General features: G+C 32.4%; 23 protein-coding genes and 3 tRNA genes. 21 read left to right on the top strand and 5 right to left on the bottom strand.

All coding sequences use genetic code 11. The annotated features are described in order from the left end of the window. Positions 1 to 14 precede the first annotated feature (14 nt). From purM to purD, 7 genes are all read left to right on the top strand, one after another. A complete protein-coding gene (gene purM, locus ACTS9J_RS12080) occupies positions 15 to 1,007 on the top strand; it encodes a phosphoribosylformylglycinamidine cyclo-ligase (RefSeq protein WP_114999539.1) in 993 nt (330 codons plus the stop codon). A gap of 260 nt (positions 1,008 to 1,267) precedes the next feature. Next, complete coding sequence (locus ACTS9J_RS12075) at positions 1,268 to 2,947, top strand: AAA family ATPase (RefSeq protein WP_219034720.1); 1,680 nt, start codon at positions 1,268 to 1,270, stop codon at positions 2,945 to 2,947. A 129-nt stretch (positions 2,948 to 3,076) separates the two neighbouring features. Continuing rightward, positions 3,077 to 3,577, top strand: coding sequence for an FKBP-type peptidyl-prolyl cis-trans isomerase (locus ACTS9J_RS12070; RefSeq protein WP_038332370.1), 501 nt, complete (start codon positions 3,077 to 3,079; stop codon positions 3,575 to 3,577). 159 nt (positions 3,578 to 3,736) lie between these two features. Then, a complete protein-coding gene (gene purN, locus ACTS9J_RS12065) occupies positions 3,737 to 4,297 on the top strand; it encodes a phosphoribosylglycinamide formyltransferase (RefSeq protein ID WP_038332368.1) in 561 nt (186 codons plus the stop codon). 89 nt (positions 4,298 to 4,386) lie between these two features. Next, on the top strand, positions 4,387 to 5,898 hold the full coding sequence (gene purH, locus ACTS9J_RS12060; protein WP_280036526.1) for a bifunctional phosphoribosylaminoimidazolecarboxamide formyltransferase/IMP cyclohydrolase: 1,512 nt from the start codon (positions 4,387 to 4,389) through the stop codon (positions 5,896 to 5,898). 57 nt (positions 5,899 to 5,955) lie between these two features. After that, the gene (locus tag ACTS9J_RS12055; protein WP_125349023.1) at positions 5,956 to 6,327 is read left to right on the top strand and encodes a four helix bundle protein; all 372 of its coding nucleotides are present in this window, start codon (positions 5,956 to 5,958) and stop codon (positions 6,325 to 6,327) included. Beyond that, positions 6,314 to 7,606: a phosphoribosylamine--glycine ligase gene (gene purD / locus ACTS9J_RS12050; RefSeq protein ID WP_125349024.1), complete on the top strand. Its 1,293-nt coding sequence runs from the start codon at positions 6,314 to 6,316 to the stop codon at positions 7,604 to 7,606. The genes ACTS9J_RS12055 and purD overlap by 14 nt, the downstream gene beginning before the upstream one ends. 57 nt (positions 7,607 to 7,663) lie before the next feature. Here purD and ACTS9J_RS12045 read toward each other — a convergent pair whose 3' ends face one another. The 3 genes from ACTS9J_RS12045 to ACTS9J_RS12035 are packed head-to-tail and all read right to left on the bottom strand — an operon-like array spanning position 7,664 to position 9,267. Then, entirely contained in the window at positions 7,664 to 8,050 is a 387-nt protein-coding gene (locus ACTS9J_RS12045) for a hypothetical protein (RefSeq protein WP_114999543.1), read from the bottom strand. Next, positions 8,050 to 8,271, bottom strand: a complete 222-nt coding sequence (locus ACTS9J_RS12040; protein WP_038332359.1) for a VF530 family protein — start codon at positions 8,269 to 8,271, stop codon at positions 8,050 to 8,052. The genes ACTS9J_RS12045 and ACTS9J_RS12040 overlap by 1 nt, the downstream gene beginning before the upstream one ends. Before the next feature lie 51 nt (positions 8,272 to 8,322). Further along, entirely contained in the window at positions 8,323 to 9,267 is a 945-nt protein-coding gene (locus tag ACTS9J_RS12035; RefSeq protein ID WP_114999545.1) for an ADP-ribosylglycohydrolase family protein, read from the bottom strand. A gap of 208 nt (positions 9,268 to 9,475) precedes the next feature. Here ACTS9J_RS12035 and ACTS9J_RS12030 point away from each other — a divergent pair, with 208 nt between their 5' ends. From ACTS9J_RS12030 to mtgA, 5 genes are all read left to right on the top strand, one after another. Beyond that, on the top strand, positions 9,476 to 10,372 hold the full coding sequence (locus tag ACTS9J_RS12030; RefSeq protein WP_221855517.1) for a DnaJ C-terminal domain-containing protein: 897 nt from the start codon (positions 9,476 to 9,478) through the stop codon (positions 10,370 to 10,372). Positions 10,373 to 10,376: 4 nt separating this feature from the next. Beyond that, a complete protein-coding gene (locus tag ACTS9J_RS12025) occupies positions 10,377 to 10,634 on the top strand; it encodes a chaperone modulator CbpM (RefSeq protein ID WP_135834956.1) in 258 nt (85 codons plus the stop codon). A gap of 67 nt (positions 10,635 to 10,701) precedes the next feature. After that, positions 10,702 to 11,616 (top strand): 23S rRNA (adenine(1618)-N(6))-methyltransferase RlmF, encoded by a 915-nt coding sequence (gene rlmF / locus ACTS9J_RS12020; RefSeq protein ID WP_038332349.1) that lies wholly within the window; start codon positions 10,702 to 10,704, stop codon positions 11,614 to 11,616. 111 nt (positions 11,617 to 11,727) lie between these two features. Continuing rightward, entirely contained in the window at positions 11,728 to 12,243 is a 516-nt protein-coding gene (locus ACTS9J_RS12015; RefSeq protein WP_125349029.1) for a c-type cytochrome, read from the top strand. Between the two features lie 93 nt (positions 12,244 to 12,336). After that, positions 12,337 to 13,008, top strand: a complete 672-nt coding sequence (gene mtgA / locus ACTS9J_RS12010) for a monofunctional biosynthetic peptidoglycan transglycosylase (RefSeq protein WP_291049037.1) — start codon at positions 12,337 to 12,339, stop codon at positions 13,006 to 13,008. A gap of 41 nt (positions 13,009 to 13,049) precedes the next feature. On the opposite strand, the gene ACTS9J_RS12005 is transcribed toward mtgA, so the two are convergent. Together ACTS9J_RS12005 and ACTS9J_RS12000 are read right to left on the bottom strand one after the other, a co-directional pair. Next, a complete protein-coding gene (locus ACTS9J_RS12005; RefSeq protein WP_291061899.1) occupies positions 13,050 to 13,532 on the bottom strand; it encodes an N-acetyltransferase in 483 nt (160 codons plus the stop codon). 33 nt (positions 13,533 to 13,565) lie between these two features. Then, positions 13,566 to 14,321 (bottom strand): glycerophosphodiester phosphodiesterase, encoded by a 756-nt coding sequence (locus tag ACTS9J_RS12000; protein WP_313304025.1) that lies wholly within the window; start codon positions 14,319 to 14,321, stop codon positions 13,566 to 13,568. Positions 14,322 to 14,489: 168 nt separating this feature from the next. On the opposite strand from ACTS9J_RS12000, the gene guaA reads away from it, so the two are divergent. The 9 genes from guaA (at position 14,490) to ACTS9J_RS11955 (ending at position 21,462) form a co-directional block, all read left to right on the top strand. Continuing rightward, positions 14,490 to 16,022: a glutamine-hydrolyzing GMP synthase gene (gene guaA / locus ACTS9J_RS11995; protein ID WP_125349033.1), complete on the top strand. Its 1,533-nt coding sequence runs from the start codon at positions 14,490 to 14,492 to the stop codon at positions 16,020 to 16,022. Positions 16,023 to 16,095: 73 nt separating this feature from the next. Continuing rightward, positions 16,096 to 16,665, top strand: a complete 570-nt coding sequence (gene xpt / locus ACTS9J_RS11990) for a xanthine phosphoribosyltransferase (RefSeq protein WP_219034709.1) — start codon at positions 16,096 to 16,098, stop codon at positions 16,663 to 16,665. 74 nt (positions 16,666 to 16,739) lie between these two features. Then, positions 16,740 to 17,912, top strand: coding sequence for a hypothetical protein (locus ACTS9J_RS11985; protein ID WP_286495801.1), 1,173 nt, complete (start codon positions 16,740 to 16,742; stop codon positions 17,910 to 17,912). Positions 17,913 to 18,057: 145 nt separating this feature from the next. Next, positions 18,058 to 18,128, top strand: a tRNA-Gln gene (locus ACTS9J_RS11980). Between the two features lie 92 nt (positions 18,129 to 18,220). Then, positions 18,221 to 18,291, top strand: a tRNA-Gln gene (locus ACTS9J_RS11975). Positions 18,292 to 18,330: 39 nt separating this feature from the next. After that, positions 18,331 to 18,401: transfer RNA gene (locus tag ACTS9J_RS11970), tRNA-Gln, on the top strand. Between the two features lie 81 nt (positions 18,402 to 18,482). Beyond that, a complete protein-coding gene (locus tag ACTS9J_RS11965; RefSeq protein WP_038334626.1) occupies positions 18,483 to 19,025 on the top strand; it encodes an RNA polymerase sigma factor in 543 nt (180 codons plus the stop codon). A 44-nt stretch (positions 19,026 to 19,069) separates the two neighbouring features. Further along, positions 19,070 to 19,627, top strand: a complete 558-nt coding sequence (locus ACTS9J_RS11960) for a C40 family peptidase (RefSeq protein ID WP_038334631.1) — start codon at positions 19,070 to 19,072, stop codon at positions 19,625 to 19,627. 8 nt (positions 19,628 to 19,635) lie between these two features. Next, a complete protein-coding gene (locus tag ACTS9J_RS11955) occupies positions 19,636 to 21,462 on the top strand; it encodes a hypothetical protein (protein WP_448353277.1) in 1,827 nt (608 codons plus the stop codon). Positions 21,463 to 21,466 lie beyond the last annotated feature (4 nt).

Here is a 21,466-nt window from a genome sequence, read left to right as displayed (position 1 = left end):
AAATCATAATTAAAATGAGCAATACATATAAACAAGCCGGAGTAGATAAGGAAGAAGGTTATCAAACGGTATCGAAAATTAAAGATGCAGTTGCAGCAACACACAATTCAAACGTGTTGAATGGAATTGGAAGTTTTGGTGCATTTTACCAATTAGGAGGTTACAAAAATCCTGTTTTGGTATCAGGAACCGATGGTGTAGGAACTAAACTACGTGTGGCTTTAGATTCTAAAGTTTACGATACAGTTGGGATTGATTGTTTCGCGATGTGTGCAAATGATATTTTGTGTCATGGAGCAAAACCATTATTTTTCTTAGATTATTTAGCTTGTGGAAAATTAGATTCTGATATCGCAGCAGAAATTGTAGGTGGAATTGCACAAGCGTGTAAAGAAACTGGAACAGCATTAATTGGTGGAGAAACAGCAGAAATGCCAGGAATGTACCAAGTTGGTGATTATGATGTTGCTGGATTTTGTGTTGGAGTAGTAGAACGAGATGAAATTATCGATGGTTCTAAAATAAAAGCTGGACAAGTAATTATTGCGTTACCATCAAGTGGTTTCCATTCGAATGGATTCTCTTTGGTTCGTAAAGTTTTCCCAGATTTTAACGAAGAATTTGAAGGTAAACCTTTGTTCGAAACATTATTAGTTCCAACAAAATTATATCAAAATGATATTTTCAAAATCAAAGATGCTGGAATCGAAATGTCTGGAATTGCTCATATTACAGGAGGTGGATTAATCGAGAATGTTCCTCGTATTATAAATGACGGATTAACTGCTGTAATAGAAAAAGCAAAAATAAATGTACCAACAGTGATGCAAGAATTAGCTAAACGCGGAGGAATTGCAGAAAACGAAATGTTTGGAACATTTAATATGGGTGTTGGAATGGTTGTCATCGTTGACCAAACTGATGCTGAAAAAGTATTGAATATTATTGATGGAAGTGCGTTGATTGGAGAAATTCAAGAAGGTGCTGACAAAATTATATTGAAATAGTAGATTAAATAGTTTAAAAAAGCCGGATAAGATTTCTTATCCGGTTTTTTTATTTTTTGGGATTATTTGTTTTTGATTAAGATTGATCCTTGTTATAAAATTTTGTAGTTTTTTTCTTAAATAAAAAAGCTTAATTAAAATACAATAGCTTTTAAAGTTAATTCATTTTCTTTTTTTTAATTTATTAAGCATTTCCTCACCTCATTCAATCTTCGTATCTTTGCATTTCATTCAAAAAACTCCAAATTCACTCATAAGTTATGCAACAATCAAAGGCTTTGGCAATTCTAAAATCTGGTCGAAATGTATTTTTAACAGGTTCTGCGGGTGCCGGAAAAACTTATGTGTTAAATCAATACATTCAATATCTTAAACAACATGGCGTTCCTGTTGCTATAACGGCTTCTACGGGAATTGCTGCGACGCACATGAATGGTCAAACGATACATTCTTGGGCTGGAATTGGAATAAAAGATTATGTTTCTGATCGATATTTGGCTTCGCTTCGCGACAAGAAATATTTCCGAGATAAAATGGACAAAGTAAAAGTCTTAATTATTGATGAAATCTCGATGCTGCACCGAAATCAGTTGGATGCGGTTGATTATGTTTTGAAGTTTTTCAAACAAAACGATGAACCTTTTGGAGGTGTTCAAGTAATTTTTTCGGGTGATTTTTTCCAGTTACCGCCGATTGGTGAAGAGTGGGAAGAATCGAAAGATAAATTCTGTTTTATGTCCGATGCTTGGGTTCAAGCAAAAGTGCATATTTGTTATTTGACAGAGCAATATCGTCAAACAAATAATGCATTGAATGATATTTTGAATGAAATTCGTTCGGGGAATATTTCGCAAAAAACAGTTGATTTATTAGAAACTCGAATCGAATATTTTCCAGATGAAATAGATTCACAAACTCGTTTGTATACACATAATATGGATGTGGACCGAATTAATAAAGGTCAATTGATTAATATTGATTCATCTTCCAAAACATTTGAAGCAAAAGTTGCGGGAAATCCAGCTTTGGTTGAGGTTCTTAAAAAATCTGTTTTAGCAGAAGAAGTTTTAGAATTGAAGATAGGAGCGAAAGTGATGTTTGTTCGTAACAATTTCGAAGTTGGTTTTGTAAACGGAACGCTTGGAAATGTTTCGGGGTATACTGAAAAAGACGAGCCAATTATCAAAACATTAGATGGAGAATTTTACATTGCAAAACCAGAAACGTGGGCAATAGAGGACGAAAGCGGAAAAGCATTGGCTTCATTTACACAAGTTCCGTTGCGTTTGGCTTGGGCGATTACGATTCATAAATCACAAGGAATGACGTTAGATTCTGCGTTTATTGATTTATCAAAAGCGTTCGAAAAAGGACAAGGGTATGTTGCACTTTCACGTTTACGAGATTTAAATTCGTTGATGTTACACGGATTGAATCAAACAGCTTTAGAAATTGATTCACTTGCAATGAAGGCTGATAGACGTTTTCAGGTTTTATCGAATGAAATGGATGAGTTTCTAGATGAAAAAGAATTGCAAAACTCTTGGGCTGCTTTTATCCGATATTCTGGTGGAACTTTGGATAAAAAACAAATTGCAAAAAATATCGAAAAGAATAAAACCAAAGAAAAAGGACAAAAGAAATCGACTTACGAAATTACATTAGAATATGTGAAAGAAGGTTTGTCTTTAGATCAAATCGCAGAGAAAAGAGGTTTAACTACTTCAGCAATTGTCGATCATATTGGTAAAATCAAAGAAAGTGAGCCTGATTTGGATTATTCAAAATTTAAACCTTCTGATAAAATTATTGATAAAGTTCGATTAGCGTATAGTGAAATCGAATTTGAAGAGAATAAAGTTTTAAAACCAATTTATGATTATTTCAATGGTGAAATTGGTTATGAAGACATCAAAAAAGCATTACTTTTTATAGATTAAATAAAAATTGTCAGTTCAAAAATCTAAATAACTGACAAAATTGGTCAAATTATTCGAAAGGAATAGTTGTTGTTAAAAGATAAGTATTAAAAATGAACGCTTTTTAAAAGCATCCATAATTTACAATTTATGTCAATAGAAAACAATAATGTAGTTTCAGTAAACTACTCATTACATACCATCGAAGCGAATGGTGAAAAAGTATTTGTAGAACAATCAAATACAGAAGAGCCATTAACTTTTTTATTTGGAGCTGGAATGATGATTCCAAAATTTGAAGAAGAATTAAAAGAATTAACAATTGGTGATAAAAAATCATTCGTAATTACTCCAGCAGAAGGATACGGTGAAAGAGTAGAAGAAGCTGTTGCTCAATTACCTTTAGATATGTTCAAAGAATCTGGATTGCCACCAGTTGGAGCAATTTTACCTTTGACTGATGATGCAGGAAATCAATTCCGTGCTTCAGTTGTAGAAGTGACAGAAGAGGCTGTAATTGCAGATTTGAATCCTCCAATGGCAGGAAAAACATTAGAATTTGAAGTTGAAATTCTTAATGTTCGTCCAGCAACTGAGGAAGAATTATCTCACGGACACGCACATGGAGTTGACGGAACTCAAGGGCACTAAAAAATATTTTCAAAAGGCTATTTCAATTTGAGATAGCCTTTTTTGTTTTTAATTGTGAATAAATCATTAATAAATAGATTAAATCCACGTTATATTTTTCGACTTGCATCAACTAAAATCTTATCTTTGTAAAACAAACAAGATTACTTACAAACAAACATGAAAATAGCTGTATTTGTTTCCGGTGGCGGAACAAATCTTCAAAATATTATTGATGCAGTTGAAGACGGAACGTTACCAAATGTCGAGATTTCGATGGTAATGGCAGACCGAGATTGTTATGCAATAGAACGATCGTTGGATAAAGATATCCGAACGTATGTCTTAGACCGAAAAACTTTTTCGGAAGATGCTGAACATAATTTAGAAGGAGAAGAAATCGACCTTATTGTTTTGGCAGGTTTTTTAACCATATTATCTCCAGAATTTACCTCGAAATGGGGCTCGAAAATGATTAATATTCATCCTGCATTATTACCAAAATTTGGTGGAAAAGGAATGTATGGCGCGAAAGTTCACAAAGCAGTTTTAGAAGCTGGTGAAAAAACATCAGGAGCAACTGTACATTTTGTAACGGCTGGTGTAGACGAAGGACAAATTATTTGTCAAGGAATTTTTGAAATTGAAGAAGGTGATGAAGTAGCAGATTTACAGCGTAAAGTTGCTGAGGTAGAAAGTGAAATCTACATTAAGGCAATCAAGCAAATCAGCGAAGCATAAAATATAGAATGCCTCAATGTTGTGTACATTGAGGTTTTTCATTTCCAATAAAATAGTAAACAAACAATAAACTTTAAAAACTAAACACAATGCAAAAACAAGCGCTAATAAGTGTTTCGGACAAGTCGAACTTGTTAGAATTTGCAAAATTCTTGGTTGAACAAGATTACAAAATCTTATCAACTGGAGGAACATTCAAACATTTACAAGACAACGGAATCGAAGTTACAGAAGTAAAAGATGTAACTGGTTTTCCTGAGATTTTAGATGGTCGCGTAAAATCTTTACATCCTGCAATTCATGGTGGTATTATGGCGCGTCGTTCGGACGAAAATCATATGGCAACAATTGCGGAACATGGAATTAACCCAATTGATATCGTTATTGTAAATCTTTATCCTTTCTTCGAAAAGATGAATACAGGTCTTTCTGAAGCGGAAATGATTGAATTTATTGATATCGGTGGTCCATCAATGTTACGTTCTTCTGCAAAGAATTTTTATGATGTAACAGTTGTAACGGATGTGAATGATTATGAAGTAGTGATGAATGAAATTCGTGAGAATGGTTCAACTTCTATCGAAACGCGTAAATTATGTGCTGGTAAAGTATTCAACTTAACTTCTGCTTATGATGCGGCGATTTCTACTTACATTTTAGGAGAAGATTTTCCTCAATTTTTAGAGTCTTCTTACGAGAAAGTGATGGATTTACGTTATGGAGAAAATCCACATCAAAAAGCAGCTTATTATGTTGATAAAACGAAAAATGGCGCAATGAAAGATTTCGAATATTTACAAGGAAAAGAACTTTCTTTCAACAATATTCGTGATATGGATTTGGCTTATAAAGTGGTTTCAGAATTTGAGGAAACAACTTGTTGTGCAGTGAAACATTCAACGCCTTGTGGAGTGGCAATTGGAGAGAATGTTTTAGAAGCTTATGAAAAAGCGTATGAATGTGATCCAATGTCAATTTTCGGTGGAATCATCGCTTTCAATAGAGAAGTTGATGGAAAAACTGCGGTTGAATTAAATAAAATTTTCTTAGAAATTGTAATTGCACCTTCATTTACAGAAGAAGCGTTAGAAATTTTTAAACAAAAGAAAAATTTACGTATCATCAAAGTGAAGAATCCTGTGTCGGATAAAGTAACTTACGTAAAAGTTGATGGAGGATTAATTGTTCAGTCTACAGATAATCAGTTTTCAACAGATCTTAAAGTTGTAACAGAAGCTCAACCAACAGATCGTCAAATGACTGATTTAGTTTTTGCTCAAAAAATTGTAAAATGGGTAAAATCTAACGCGATTGTTGTAGCGACAAATGGTCAAGCTTACGGAATCGGTGGAGGTCAAACGAATCGTATTTGGGCGGCTCAACAAGCGATTGCACGTGCAAAAGAAAAAGTGGAAGATGATTTAGTTTTAGCTTCAGATGCATTTTTCCCTTTCCGTGATGTAGCTGATTTTGCAGCAGAAAATGGAATTAAAGCAATTATTCAACCAGGAGGATCAATCAAAGATCAAGAGTCTATCGATGCTTGTAATGAACGCGAAATTCCGATGGTTTTCACAGGAATGAGACATTTTATGCACTAAAATTCGATATGCGATATTCGTTTTGCGATGTTGGAATTTAAGATTAACTTAGTGTAAATGAGAAGTTATAGAAATTTAGACATATGGCAAAAAAGTTTGGAAATTTTAAGACTGGTTTATAATCTTTCTAATAAATTTCCAGAATCAGAAAAGTATGGATTAACTGTTCAAATAAAAAGAGCAGTTGTTTCAATTCTTTCAAATATCGCAGAAGGTTCTGGAAGAAATTCAAATCAGCAAATGATTAATTTTCTATCTATTTCAAAAGGTTCTGATTTTGAGGTTGAAGCTCAATTAATAATAGCTTTTGAGTTGAATTATATAACAGAGTCAGAATTAAATGAAGCTTTAGAATTAATTGATCATTATTGTAGAATGAATAAAAATTTTCAAAACTATTTAACAAAGAAAAACAATGGAACAAAATAATAGCGCAAACCGCGAATCGCAAACCGCAACTCGCATCTTAGTAATCGGTTCAGGTGGTCGTGAACATGCAATAGGATGGAAGTTTGCTGAAGATTTCAAGCAAAAAGGACAAGATTTAGAATTGTTTTTTATTCCAGGAAATGCAGGAACAGCTCAAATCGGAACAAACGTTTCAGTTTCTTCGATTGAAGAAATGAAAAATTTCGCGAAAGAAAATCAAATCGATTTAACTTTTGTTGGACCAGAAGCTGAATTAGCAGAAGGTATCGTTGATATTTTTCAGAAAGAGAATTTAAATGTTTTTGGACCTCATAAAGCAGCTGCGCAATTAGAAGCTTCTAAAGCTTTTGCGAAGGATTTTATGGATAAATATGGTGTGAAAACAGCAAAATATAAAAATTTTCAAGGACCAATGTTGGCGATTGATTATTTGAAAACACAAGATTATCCAATTGTAGTGAAAGCCTCTGGTTTAGCGGCTGGAAAAGGAGTTATTATCTGCCAAGATTTTGAAGAAGCAAAACAAGCTGTTTTGGATATCATGGAAGATAAAACCTTTGGTGATGCAGGAAACGAAGTGGTTATTGAAGAATATTTAGAAGGTTTTGAAGCCTCTATTTTGTCTTTCTTTAACGGGAAAAAAATCGTTCCATTTGTTTCGGCAAAAGATCACAAGAAAATTGGTGAAGGAGAAACTGGTCTTAATACTGGTGGAATGGGCGTTATCGCTCCAAATCCATTGTTTACGGAAGAGCATTTCAAAATGTTCGAAGAAGAAATTATGGAGCCAACAAAATGTGGTTTAATTAAGGAAAGATCAGAGTTTGCTGGTGTTATTTTCTTTGGATTGATGATTACAACAAAAGGTGTTTATTTGTTGGAATATAACCTAAGAATGGGCGATCCAGAAACTCAAACAACTTTACCTTTGTTAGAAAATGATTTGGCTGAGGTTGTAAATAAAGCAATTAAAGGAGAAGATTTTGACTTGACTTTCAAAAATCAACATGCGTGTTGTGTGGTGATGGTTTCGGGAGGATATCCAGGAAATTACGACAAAGGTTTTGAGATTCGTGGTTTAGAAAATGTAACTTGTCCTAATTTTATTGCTGGTGCAAAATTATCAGGTGAACAAATTGTTACTTCTGGTGGACGCGTAATCAACATAGTTGGATTAGGAAATACATTAGAAGAAGCACGTGAAACTGCTTACGAAAACATCAAAAAAGTACATTTTGATTACGAATATTATCGAAATGATATTGGAGTAATTCAATAAAAAATACAGTTTATATTATTAAAAAATGCGTTTCAAATGAAACGCATTTTTTTTAATTTATTCTGAAAATTCGACGTGATAAACATCGCTTTTATTTCGATTTATTTTTCGATATTCAAATCCTCCAGCTTGCGGAATAATTTCGACTAAATCAAATGATTGACAACTTTTTGGCAAACCATTAAAAATTAAAGTGAAATGAAGAGACGAACCTTCTTCGATATACGTCCAATTTGGATACATTGTAATTCCGTCCGCAAAAACCAATTGACAACGTTTTCCTGATTGATTATCAATAATAAAAGTAGAAGGCCAAATACGTGCAGCATTTGCATATTCATCTGCCGCCATACAACAATGTATAATAACCTGACTTTCTTCTTCGATATTGGTTAAGAGCTCAGAATCAATAAAAATCTTTTCTTCAAGAATAGTTGCACTCATTATTTTGCAATTTTCTTAATGTACAATTCTTCTACTTTTGCACGTGCCCAATCTGTTTTTCGAAGAAATTTCAACGATGATTTCAAACTTGGATTATCATTAAAACATCTGATGTTAATTTGATTTCCCAAACCTTCCCAACCGCCGTAATAAATTACTAATTCTTCGATAATATCGTCTAAACGTTTTCCGTGTAATGGATTATTTTTTTGACTTTCCATTTTGCAAATTTACGAAAATGTTTTTGGTGAATTTAGAATAGTTCAAGCTTTCTAAAATTCATATTTTTCTTCCAATTGTTCTGCTAAATGTAAAATATCATTCACTCGCGCTAATTGCTCAATCCAATTGGTCGGAATTGTTTCTGCATCATAATAAATCCCTGCAATTCCACCAGCAATACAAGCAATTGTATCGGTATCATGTCCTAAATTCACCGCTTTCAAAACACAATCTTTATACGAACTTGTATGTAGCAAACACCAAATAGAAGCTTCTAAACTATCCATGACATAACCAGTTGATTTAATTTCATCTTCTTTTAAATCAATTAGTTTTCCACTTAAAATTCGTTCGAAATATGTAAATTCATTTTTATAAATTTCATTTTCTTCTAAGAATAATTTTAACCAAAAATTTGTGTTCAGATAAGCTTCTTCTAGATTTTCGGCATCTAAAACGTTCAACGCAAATTCAATATAATAAATACACGCCAAAACAGAACGATTGTGCGCATGCGTGATAGAAGAAACTTCTTTGACGATTTCACAGCGTTCATCAATCGATAAATCTTTCGTGAAAATTGCTAAAGGAAGAATACGCATTAACGATCCATTTCCATTATCAGATTCGGATGTAGAACCAGCCTCAATTGGATTTTTTACAACTCGTAAACGATTTATTGCTTTTCGTGTAGAAATTCCAACATCAAAGACTTCTCCGTCAGCCGTCCAATAACCTTCGTGCATCCACATCTGAAATTTTTCTGCAATATCATTCACATTATAACCATTACACAACGATTCAGCCAAGCAAAACATCATCGAACTATCGTCAGAAAAAGTGCCAGGAGGCATATTGTATGTTCCATAACCCATCATATCTGTGACAGGATTTTGTTGTAAATATTGCCTACTTTTAAACTCAACTGGAACTCCTAATGCGTCACCAACCGCCGATCCAATTAATATATTTTTCGAAAAATTTTTTCTATTCATAACTTTCTTTTATAAATGAAAAATAATTGATTTTTTTGAATATATCCAAATTATTTTTGAAAATTTATGAATTAATCATAATAAATTTATCTTTTTCGGATAAAATATTAAAAGGTTTAAAATAGATAAAAAAGAATAAGTCGTATTGTCAGTTTTGAAAAAATTGGAACTGATTTTGATTAAATTACCACACAAACTTATTATTACTATGGCTTTTATAGATTATTATACAACATTAGGTCTGCAAAAGACCGCATCACAAGATGAGATAAAAAAAGCTTATCGGAAATTGGCACGTAAGTATCATCCCGATCTTAATCCAAATAACGATGAAGCTGCACAGAAATTTAAAGAATTAAATGAAGCAAACGAAGTGTTGAGCGATCCAGAAAAACGTAAAAAATACGATAAATATGGAGAAAATTGGCAACATGGTGAAGAATATGAAAAAGCTCGTCAGCAACAACAGCAACAATATCAATATAGTAATAGCGATTTTGATGGAGCTGAAGGTTTTGGTGATTTTGATGGCTATTCAGATTTTTTCAGTTCGATGTTTGGACGCGAAGGAAGGAGTAGATCAACAGGTTATAAAGGGCAAGATGTTAATGCCAGTTTGACACTAAATTTGACAGATACATTGACTTCGCATAAACAAACTTTTGCTGTGAATGGTAAAAATATTCGAATTACAATTCCAGCTGGAGTAGAAGATGGGCAAACGATTAAGATAAAAGGTCACGGTGGAAAAGGTTATAACAATGGTCCAAATGGAGATTTGTATATCACGTTTCATATCGAAAATAATACGTCTTTTGAAGTTAATGGAGCAGATTTATCTACAATTGTTGAAATCGACTTATACGATGCAATTTTGGGTGGAGAAGCGATGATTGATACACTTTCTGGAAAAGTGAAAGTTCCAATAAAAGAAGGAACAGAGAATAATAAAAAGGTTAAATTGAAAGGAAAAGGTTTACCAATTTATAAGAAAGATGATCAATTTGGAGATTTGTATGTGACATTTTCAGTAAAAACTCCAACTAATTTATCAGCAGAAGAAAAAGAATTATTCGAGAAATTACGTTCACTTAAAAAAGCTTAAAACCATGAAAAATGTAACGATATCTGTTATTCAGTTTAGTAAATATCATCAGATTGAACCTCAATTTGTGATTGATTTGTATAAAAATGATTTGGTTGTTTTGCACGAGCGTAACCAAGAATATTTTATCGAAGAAAATGATTTGAAATTAATCGAACGATTTATTGAATTTCATTATAATTTGGGCGTTAATATAGAAGGTTTAGAAGTGATTCATCATCTTTTGAAACAAATCGAAACGCTACAAAAACAATTAAAATAAACGAATTCAAAAACAACCTTTGCAGAAAACTGCAAAGGTTGTCTTATTTTTGCATAAATATTTTTGTATGAATACTCCCGAAAAGAAGAGTAAATTAAAAAAATTACATTCGCGCAATCGTCATTTAGCGCCTTATAATTTCGAAAAATTGTGTGCGATTTATTCCCCACTTTCCAAATATATCAAACCCAATAAAGAGAACGAACCAACGATTAATTTCTCGGATAGAGAAGCTGTAAAAGCGTTGAATAAAGCGTTATTGAAAACATATTATGATATTGATTATTGGGAATTGCCAAAAGATAATTTGTGTCCACCAATTCCTGGTCGCGCCGATTATATTCATTATGTTGCCGATATTTTGGGTGAAAGTTTTGATGGTGTAATTCCGCGTGGAAAAGATGTAAAAGTCTTGGATGTTGGTGTTGGAGCGAATTGTATTTATCCGATTATTGGAAATTACGAATACGACTGGAACTTTGTTGGCGCAGAGTTGGATTATGCTTCTTTCAAAAATGCGGAAGAAATTGTCAAGAAAAATGCTCGATTACGTAACAAAGTTGAGATTAGAATGCAATTTAATCCAAACAATATTTTCAAAAAAATCATCAAACAAGGCGAAAAATTTGATATTACAATTTGTAATCCTCCATTTTTTAGATCGAATCAAGAAGTGATGGAGCAAACAATGCGTAAACTGAAAAACTTAGGTCAAAAATCTGATCAAAAACCAATTCAAAACTTTGGTGGGAATAATTCTGAGCTTTGGTGTAGAGGAGGAGAGCGTCTGTTTATCACGAAAATGATAAAAGAAAGTGCGGATTATAAACATCAAGTAAAATGGTTTACAACATTGGTTTCTAAGAAAGAAAATGTTCGAATTTTGGAAGGTATTTTGAAACGTGAAAAAGTAAGAGATTACCGAATTGTAAATATGCAACAAGGGAATAAAATTTCGCGTTTACTAGTTTGGAGATTTTAATTGATTTATTTTTAATTCATTAAAGGTTTTATTTAAAATTATTCCAAATTTTTCTGAAGGGTTTATTCAGTTTAAGATTTGTTTTACCTTTTATAAACAAAATTATTACAAATGAAAACAAATAGAATAATGGTTTCTTTGGTAGTTGTAGCGTTGATGTTTAGTATTTTTTCGTTTACGACTTCTCGTCAAATTGACACAGGAAAAGCAATTTCAAGTTCAGAATGGAAAAATCTAAAAGTGTTACCACAAAACATTTCGGAAGATAGTTTGAAAGGTTTGATGCGCGGATACAACGCTGCTTTAGGAGTGAAATGTAATTTTTGCCACGCCGAAAATCCAGATACGAAAAAGATGGATTTTGCAAGTGATGCAAAAAAAGAAAAGGAATTTGCACGTCATATGATTGTAATGACACGTGATATTAACGCGAAAAATTTCAATTGGGAAAATGCAAAAAATCCTGAAATGATCAATGTTGTAACATGTGTAATGTGTCACAGAGGAAATGAAAGTCCTACAAAATCATTGATTGAGCCTGTAAACGCTGAGTTAAAAAACGTGAAAGATGTTGCAAAAGAAAAATTAGCTCCCACATCTGGTTCAACGAAAGTTGAGAAAAAATAAAGAATAGAAATATAAGCTCCATTTTTGGAGCTTTTTTTATTTTCAAAATTCAATAAATCGTATAACTTTGCTTTCATAATTTAAAGAAATAAAATGTTTAAATTTATTCGTAAGGTTGTAATTTATCTTTTTGTAGCTCATCTTGTATACATTGTTGTGTTAAAGTGGATTAATCCGCCGTTCACGATTACGCAAGTTCAGCAAGGTTTTGAACAAGGAAAATTTAAGCGCGATTATATTTCCTATGAAGAAATGGGACGAAATATAAAATTGGCTGTAATTGGTTCCGAAGATCAAAAGTTTCCTGTACACAATGGATTTGATATGGATGGAATACAAGAAGCGATCGAAAAAAATAAAGAAGGGAAAAAACTTCGTGGAGGTTCTACGATTTCTCAACAAGTAGCGAAAAATGTGTTTTTGTGGCAAGGTCGTTCTTGGTTGAGAAAAGGATTGGAAGTTTATTTTACGTTTATGATCGAAAAAATTTGGGGCAAACAACGTATTTTAGAAATGTATTTGAACACTTCAGAAATGGGAATTGGTGTTTTTGGAGTTGAAGCAGCTTCAGAATATTATTTTAATAAACCAGCTAAAGATTTAACCAAAAATGAAGCGGCTCGAATTGCAGCAGCTTTGCCATTGCCACGAAAATATAATGTGAATCCGCCTTCGTCTTTTATCAGTAGACGCGCTAGTCATATAGAGCGACAAATGCGAAATATACAAGGAAGCACTGATTTGGAAAAGGTTTTAGGAGAATAAAATAGAAAAGAGAAGTTAATAAGCTTCTCTTTTTTGTTTTATTACTCTCTCCAATTAATTTTAACCGCAGAAATTTTCTCTAATTCCAAACGAATTTCAGGAAGTAAATTGAAATCATTTTTCATGTAAAAAGCCAACGGAGAACAATAAGGCTCTCCATTCGCTTTTGTATCTTTTTCATGGTCGATTACCCAACCATTTAGTTCTGTCGAAAATGTTTTTAATCGATTAAGAATTTTACGTCCCAAACCAATTTGATGCAACTCGCTATCCACAATTATTGCAAACCATTTTTCATAATCTCTTTCAAAAATAACCGCCCAAGCTCGCATTTGATTGTTTTCATCTACAGCAAAAAAATGTTTCGCTTCAATCAAACTATTCAAATAATTTTCGGTGTCCTGTAAACTCTCAAAAGCCAAATTAATAGGATATTCGTTGTTCCAAATTTTAAAAATATAGTCTTTATGAATTTGGTTTAATGTTGTAAATGAATAGATTTCGAATGAGTTAAGTTGAGACATAAAATGATTTCTTATTCCGCTAAATATACTAATTTATTTAGTCAAAATTTCTTTTAAAATCAAAGGTTTATCAGTTGTAATATAATCAGCTTTCATATCAATCATTTCTTGCATCACTTTTGGGTCGTTAACTGTCCAAACATTAACCAATAAGCCCAAATCTTTTGCTTCTTTCACCCAAGTAGGATTTTTCTGAAAAACGCTATAATGATAATCAATTCCATTCCAATTTCTCGCTTTTACTTCTTGAGGAGACAAATCTCCAGCTAAATAAGAAACGTGAAATTTTGGAGCTAATTTCTTGAATTCATCACAAATGTTTTTACTAAATGAAATGATTTCAACTTGTTTTTCTACTTTATGTTTTTTGATGATTTCAATTGCTTTTTTTACTGCACGATCTTCATTTTCTTTTGATGAGTGAGGTTTTAATTCGAAAATTAATTTAACTTTCTTATTCTTTTTTCCTTGTTCAAAATATTCTTCTAAAGTTGGCATATTTTCGTTGTTAGCTAATTTCAACGTTTTTAAAAGAGAAGAATTTGTAGTTTCTATTGTATGACCTTGGTAATGATCATCATGATTTACCATCAAAACATTATCAGCACTAATTAATACGTCAAATTCAGAACCATAAGCACTAATTTCTTGTGCAGATTTTAATGATTTAATTGAATTTTTTGCGTTGTTTTCGGTGTCCCAATAACCACGATGAGCAATAATTTTTTGAGCATTTGCCATGTTTGTAAGCATAAAGGTTGTTAAGGCAGTAAATATAATTTTTTTCATGATGAATTGTTTTTTCAAGGTAAAATTATTTCGATTAATCGGTTTTAAAGTTATGAAAATATTAAGTTCTTGGAAAACTATAAAAATCTGCCCAAAAGAATGAAAAATGACGTGAATAAAATTGTGATTGCGCCGAATTTCACTTAATTTTGCACAAAGACAAACACAATGACGCAAGGAATTATTATTTTAGATTTTGGCTCGCAATACAATCAATTAATCGCGCGCCGAATTCGAGAATTTGGAGTTTATACAGAAATTATTCCCTACAACACTTCGATCGAAGAAATCAAAAAACACAATCCAAAAGGAATTATTTTATCAGGAGGACCTTCTTCAGTTTTTGGAGATGAAGCCGCTTTGGTAGAAAAAGAATTATTCGAAATGGGCGTTCCTGTTTTAGGAATTTGCTATGGAATGCAATTGATTTCGCATTTATTAGGTGGAGAAGTTAAGAAAGGAGAAAAAGGAGAATATGGAAAATCTGAATTAACAGTTTTAGCTCAAAACAGTTTATTCGCAGGAGTTCCAGAACAATCTACAGTTTGGATGAGTCACTTCGATGAAGTGATGACAGCGCCAATAGGATTTACAATTTCAGGAAAATCAAATATAGATATTGCGGCAATCGCAAACGAAGATAAAAAGATTTTTGCGGTACAATTTCACCCAGAAGTTACACATTCAGAATATGGTTCAACAATGTTAGAAAACTTTGTTTTCAATATTTGTCAGGCTGAAAAGAATTGGGTTTTAAAAGATTTTATCGAAACAGAAATTGCTCGTATAAAAGAAGTAGTTGGTGATAAAAAAGTGATTTTAGGACTTTCAGGAGGTGTTGATTCTTCTGTTGCAGCGGTTTTAATTCATCGTGCAATTGGCGATCAATTAACGTGTATTTTTGTTGATACTGGTTTATTGAGAAAAGATGAAGGGAAAAAAGTAATGGAAAATTACGGAAAGCACTTCAACATGAACATCAAAATGGTAGATGCTTCAGAACGTTTCTTAACAAACTTGAAAGGTATCGATGAACCAGAAGCAAAACGTAAATCAATTGGTAAAGATTTCGTGGCTGTTTTTGATGAAGAATCAAATAAATTTGAAGATGCAGCATTCTTAGCGCAAGGAACTATTTATCCTGATGTAATCGAATCGCAATCTGTAAAAGGACCTTCTGCAACTATTAAATCTCACCACAATGTTGGTGGATTACCAGAAGATATGAAACTTCAATTATTAGAACCATTACGCGAATTATTCAAAGATGAAGTACGTAAAGTTGGAGTAGAATTAGGTATTCCTCGTGAATTAGTTTACCGCCATCCTTTCCCAGGACCAGGTTTAGGAATCCGTGTTTTAGGTGAAGTAGACGAAGAAAAAGTACGTATTTTACAAGAAGCAGATCAAATTTTTATTGACGAGCTTTATGCACATAATTTATACGACGAAGTTTCTCAAGCTTTCGTGGTTTTATTACCTGTAAAATCTGTTGGAGTAATGGGAGACGAGCGTACGTACGAATATACGGCGGTTGTTCGTTCTGCAAATACGATCGATTTTATGACAGCAACGTGGTCAAAATTACCTTACGAATTCTTAGAATTAGTTTCGAATAGAATTATCAATGAGGTAAAAGGAATTAACCGTGTAGCTTACGATATCAGCTCAAAACCACCAGCAACTATCGAGTGGGAATAAGCTGAAAAATATATCAAAGCCAGCCAATGTGCTGGCTTTTTTTCTATGTAAACTTTAAAAAACTAAATATTAAATGGAACTTTTAAAAGAAAGAATTCTGAAGGATGGAAAAAGTTTCGATGGTGGAATTCTAAAAGTTGATAGTTTTATCAACCACCAAATGGATCCTGTTCTGATGAAAGCAATTGCGTCGGAATTTGTCCAGCGATTTTCGGATTTAAACATTAATAAAATCATTACAATCGAAGCAAGCGGCATTGCTCCAGCGATTATGGTTGGATTAGAATTGAATTTGCCTGTTGTTTTTGTGAAGAAAGCAAAGCCTAAAACAATGACAGATTTTTATGCGTCGCAAGTGTATTCATTCACGAAAGACCGAACGTACGATGTTTGCGTAAGTAGTCAATTTTTGAATGAAAATGATCATGTTATTTTTATTGATGATTTTTTAGCGAATGGAAATGCAGCGTTGGGTGTTGAAAATTTGATTAAACAATCTGGCGCAAACCTTTTGGGAATGGGCTTTATAATTGAGAAATCATTTCAAGAAGGACGCGATCGCTTATTGAATGAAAATATCAGAGTTGAATCTTTAGTAAGATTAAAATCTTTGGGAGACAACTCAATTATTTTTGAAGAATAAAAAATATCAACCAAAAGCCAATTTATATTGGCTTTCTTTTTACTTTTAAAAAACAAAAAACTTACCTTGATAATATGAAAATAAAATTACTTGCCTTAACGCTCTCTTTACTATTCTTTACAAATTGTAATTCGTACAAATCGGCGAATTCAGCATTGGTTTCTGGTAATTTTCAGCAAGCTTTTGAACAATCTACGCAAGCTTATTTCAAAAATCCATCGGAGAAAAATGGAATCAAATATGTTCCATTAATTTTTGAAGCTTATAACAAAGGACAGCAAGAAGATGAAAATAGATTGAAACAAATCGAAACGTTGACTAATCCTTCTAAATATCAGGAAGCGTATCAAATTATTAATCGTTTGCAAGAAAGACAAAAAACGATTGCTGGAATTGATGGAAGATCGATTAGCGGGAAAACGTATAATTTCAAAACAAAAGATTATTCAGTAGCTTATAAAACGATTCAAGAAAAGTATGCGCAATTTTTGTACGATGAAGGAAAATCTTTTCTAAATCAAGGAGGAAAACTGAATGCACAAACGGCTTATCAAAAGTTTCAAGTTTTAGAAAGTGTTTATTCAAATTATAAAGATACTCGTAGTTTGATGAATACGGCTCGTACAAACGGAATGTATAAAGTTTTGGTGCAATTGGTGAACAACACAGAAGTTGTTATTCCTAAACTATTAGAGAAAGATTTGTTAGATTTTAATTCGTATGGATTGGATTCTAATTGGACTGAATTTTACACGGGAAAATTAAATAGTTCTTATGATTATGTAATTCAATTAAGTTTTGAGACGATAAATGTTTCACCTGAACGAGAAAAAATTGAGGTGCATAATTTTGAGAAAAAAATTGTTGATGGTAAAGAAGAATTGGTGCAAAATGGAGTAGTGGTAAAAGATAAAGACGGAAAACCCGTGATGGTAGATCGTTATATTACAGTAAAAAGTCGTTTTGAAGAAGTACAACGCATCAAGGAAGCTGCAATTACGGCAAAATATTATTTGATCGATAATCAAAAAGAGCAAGCCATCGATTCTAAAAATTTAGCAAGTCAGTTTATTTTTAGAGATTCTTACGGAACTTACAAAGGTGATCGACGTTCTTTGGATCGAGATTATATAAATATGATTGGTAGAAGACCAGCTCCATTTCCATCAAATGAGCAAATGATTTTTGATTGTGGGCAAGATTTGAAACGTAAATTCAAGAACGAAATCATCCGTATGAAGCTTTGATAAAAAAAATGTAAAAAATTTAATCATTTTTTAAAATTCATTTTCAATAGCTTATCACATAAAACGTCTGTTTTAGCTAAAAACTTGTAAAATTAGTTTTGGTGAATTAAAAAACCTTTCTATATTTGCACAGCAATTAAGACATAGACCCATGGTGTAACGGTAGCACATCGGTTTTTGGTGCCGCTAGTTGGGGTTCGAATCCCTGTGGGTCTACAAAAGTCTTATGCCTCGATAAGCAATTGTTGAGGCATTTTTATCTAACCTAGTTAAGAGAAAAGTTGCAAAAATTGAAATAAAATTTAGTCAGACCCATGGTGTAACGGTAGCACATCGGTTTTTGGTGCCGCTAGTTGGGGTTCGAATCCCTGTGGGTCTACAATTTTTTCTTTTCAATTTTAACATAATAATCATGGACAGACCCATGGTGTAACGGTAGCACATCGGTTTTTGGTGCCGCTAGTTGGGGTTCGAATCCCTGTGGGTCTACAGATTTTAAGCTTCAATATTTTTATTGAAGCTTTTTTTATACTATATATTTTGTTATATTTATCATAATTGATTTAGTAAATGACATTAGAGGACATAATTTTAGAAGCTAAAAAAGGGAAACGAAATGCTCAGAACGCAGTGATAGAGGTTTTGTGGAACAAAGTTTATCATTATGTATTTTCTAAGATTAGAAACGAAGAAGAAGCCGAAGATATCGCTATAGAAACGTTTACGAAGGTTTTTACAAAATTGAAATTATATAACGAAGATTTTGACTTTACGACTTGGGTAATTTCTATCGCACATAATACGATGATTGATCATATCAGAAGATCTCCAAAACTGAATATTTCTCTTGATGATGAAACCAATTTTTTAGAAATTTTAGAAGATCATCCTTCGCCAGAAGAACATTTGATTTTAAAACAAGATAATGACACGCTGATAAAAGCTATTGCAAAATTGAGAGAACCTTATCAAAAAATTATAGAATTGCGTTATATCGAAGATAAAACATACAAAGAGATTGCTGAAGAACTCAATTTGACCTTACCAAATGTTAAAGTTCGTCTTTTAAGAGCCAAACAATTGTTAACAGAGGTGATGCAAGATAATATTTAGTAAATTTATTCGTTGAAAATTTGTTGAAGAAAACTGGATCGAAAATGAAGAAGCACATATACCTTACAACAATTATTATCGCAAGTTTATTCTTGACGTCTTGTGGAAGTAGTAAAGTAACTTCGTATAAGAAAACTGGTTCTAAAAAAGTTTATACTTCTTCCAAAAAAAACGAATCTACAGAGGTTTTTCGTTCTAAAAATGCTGATGATAGTGCGCCTCGTGATATAAATAAAATTCTAAAAACGGCAAAATCTTACTTAGGAACACCTTACAAATATGGTGGAGTTACGAAAACAGGTTTCGATTGTTCGGGACTGGTTTATGTAAGTTTCAAGGAAATGAATTTAGAATTGCCTCGTCGTTCGAGTGATCAAGCTGAATATGGAAAAGAAATTACAATCGAAAATGTTAAAATAGGTGATTTAATATTTTTTAATACTTCAGGAAATTCAATCTCTCATGTAGGTATTGTAGAAAGTATTAATCATGACGGATCAATCAGTTTTGTACATTCTTCAACTTCGAAAGGTGTCATCATTTCTTCCCTTGATGAAAATTATTGGAAAACTAGATTTGTAAAAGCGGTTAGACTTTTATAACTTGACGTGTGCTTAAAAAAAGAACTATATTATTAACTTTTTTTGGATTACTATTTTTTAGTTTATCCATAGTTGTTAATGCTCAAGAAGATAGTGTCAAAATTGATACAGTTAGAATTGAGAATAAAAATCATTCTAAGTTTAGAAAGTTTTACCAAAAATTATTATTCAAGAAAAAACCAACGAGTTTTCCTATTCAGCCCAATAATAATGTAGGTGATGGAAAATATCAAGGAAAAATTATTCGAAATATTTACTACAAAACACAAGACCCTTTCGGATATTCTTTGCAGGACACGACAAGAAAACCGACAAAATGGATTGAAAGAACTGGAAATACACTACACGGGAAATCTAAGCAATTTGTGTTGCGTCAAAATATGTTGCTGAAACTAGGAGATAAATATGATTCTGTAAAAGCAGCTGAATCTGAGCGTTTAATACGTACCAATCGTTCTATTCGTCGAGTAGAGATTAAGGAAGAAGCTGTCGGGAATGATTCGGTTGATTTATATGTCAATTCAATTGACTCTTGGAGTATGTTTATTACAGGTTCGGTTTCGAGTTCAAAAGCTGGAATTCGCATTAGAGAGCGAAATTTTTTAGGTTTAGGACATGTGTTTGATAATCGTTACCGTCACAATTACAAAACAGGAAATTCGTTATATCAATTTAATTATACGGTTCCAAATATTGCCCAAACTCGAATTATTGGGAATGTACGTTATTTCAAAAATGAAGATAATCATTATACAAAATCAATCAGTTTTGTACGACCTTTTTATTCGCCATTAGCACATTATGCAGGTGGAGTTTCGGTTGGACAAGTGTATTTTAAAGATTCATTAGATTTCGAAAAACCTATTTTGGTTGATAACCATTTCAAATATAATTACCAAGATTATTGGTTGGCAAGAGCGTTTAGAATTGATGATGGTCATTCAGAAAATATTACCAATTTTATTGTTTCAGGGCGATTTTATGATCGATCTTATACCGAAACACCAACTCCAGAAAACGATCCTGTGAACTTTTTTTCTGACCAAACGAATTATTTAGTAGGGATAGGAATTTCTTCAAAACGATATATCAAAACAAAATATATTTTCAATTATGATATTGAAGAAGATATTGCGATAGGGAAATCATTGGGCATTATAGGAGGAATTCAAAATATTCGTCAAACTGATCGTTATTATCTTGGCGGAAAAGCTTCTGCTGGAGGTTTTTTAAATACCGGTTTTTGGGGATTTGGAGTTGAGTTTGGAGGATTTTTTAATAAAGGAAAATTTGAACAAAAAACGCTGTCTGTAGAATTACAATATATGGCAAAGTTGATAAATTGGGGAAAATGGAAGTTCAGAAACTTCATGAAAACTAATTATCTTTTGGGAAATGATCGTTTAGATTCTCCTGCGGATCAACTTTCGCTTCATGAACATGATTATTTGGGAATGGCAGGTTTCAAATCGGATAGAGGATTAACAGGTCAACAAAAATTAATGTTCGAGTATCAATTGCAATCCTATACACCTTACGAGTTTTTAGGATTTCGTATTTCGCCATTTTTTAATGCGATGGTCGCGGCAATTGGAGATAACAAAAAATTTATACTAAATAATAACCCAATTTATTCGCGTTTTAGTTTGGGTGTGATGTTGACAAATGATTATTTTGTGTTCAATAATATTCGTTTTTCATTGTCGTATTATCCTTCAATTCCTGGACAAGGTGATAATCTAATCAAGACAAATTTATTGGATAATAGAGATTTCCAAATGATGGATTTCGACTTCTCAAAACCAAATTATATTCGTTGGAATAGGTGGGATTAAAGCA

The organism is Empedobacter sp. ULE_I140, from assembly GCF_053482575.1.
The sequence above is the reverse complement of the archived record's forward strand: the minus strand, read 5'-3'. Positions and strand labels throughout refer to the sequence as shown.